Source organism: Alcanivorax sp. HI0044, from assembly GCF_001634945.1.
In genome coordinates this window covers 1-901 of the sequence record NZ_LWEZ01001496.1, presented here as the reverse complement: position 1 = coordinate 901, position 901 = coordinate 1, and the positions used below count along the sequence as shown (strand labels likewise).

Below are 901 nucleotides of genomic sequence, written 5' to 3'. Positions count from 1 at the left end.
CCAGGTTGGGCTCTTTCAGGTCGCTGTAGGATGCCAGGCGGTAGACCAGGCTTTCCACGTACTCCTGCACCATGGGATCAGACATGATGGAGGTCTGGCCGCGCAGGCTGCGCAGCCAGGCCCGCCCCAGGCGATATTCCTGATCGGCGGACATCAGCGCGGCAGTGGGGTCCCCGAGCACCGGCAGGTTGTCATCGGCGGCGGACGGACTGGCCAGCCAGCAGCAGCTGAACAGTAAAAAAGTACGTGCAAACAGCGTCAACAAATTGTGGCTCCGTCCAGGGACGAGTAACGGGTGATGGAATTTCGGGTATCGCTACGCGGGCACTGAATCAATGCCCGGCTTGTGACTATAATGCCGTCAGGGCGGCGATGAATGAAGCGATTACAATGACTGAAAACCCTGTATCCGAACAAATGGTTGATCTCCATGTGGATGCCTCCACGTTACAATGCCCGCTGCCGTTATTGAAAACCCGGCAGGCGTTACGGCAACTCCGCGCCGGGCAAGTGCTGGAAGTGATCGCCACGGACACCGGCTCAGCCAGTGATATCCCTGCTTATCTGAGACAATCCTGTCATGAGCTAGTTCGCATGCAGGAAAGCAAAGGCCGCTACTGTTTTGTTATCCGCTGCGGCACACAGGAGCCTTGATGCTGCGCATACTGAGAAACTGGGCCGATAATTACTTCTCCGATGAAGAAGCGGTGTATCTGGTTGTTCTGCTGTTGGTCATTGGCCTGACCATCGCGTTCTTCGGCGGCATGCTGGCCCCGGTGTTGACGGCCATGGTGGTTGCTTACCTGATGCAGGGACTGGTGGGCGCGCTGGAACGCCGGGGTGTGAAACGCATGCTGGCGGTCGGCCTGGTGTTCACGCTGTTCATGGGGCTGCTGATTGC

The 901-nt window shown here is 58.0% G+C and carries 1 protein-coding gene and 2 pseudogenes; 2 read left to right on the top strand and 1 reads right to left on the bottom strand.

The features are described 5' to 3' along the window. A pseudogene (locus tag A3730_RS22620) lies at positions 1 to 265 on the bottom strand (M48 family peptidase); the annotation flags it as partial. Positions 266 to 372: 107 nt separating this feature from the next. Between A3730_RS22620 and A3730_RS22615 the strand changes: the two are divergent. Further along, entirely contained in the window at positions 373 to 654 is a 282-nt protein-coding gene (locus A3730_RS22615) for a sulfurtransferase TusA family protein (protein WP_007150804.1), read from the top strand. Beyond that, positions 654 to 901 (top strand): annotated as a pseudogene (locus A3730_RS22610) (AI-2E family transporter); the annotation flags it as partial. The gene A3730_RS22615 and the pseudogene A3730_RS22610, both read left to right, overlap by 1 nt.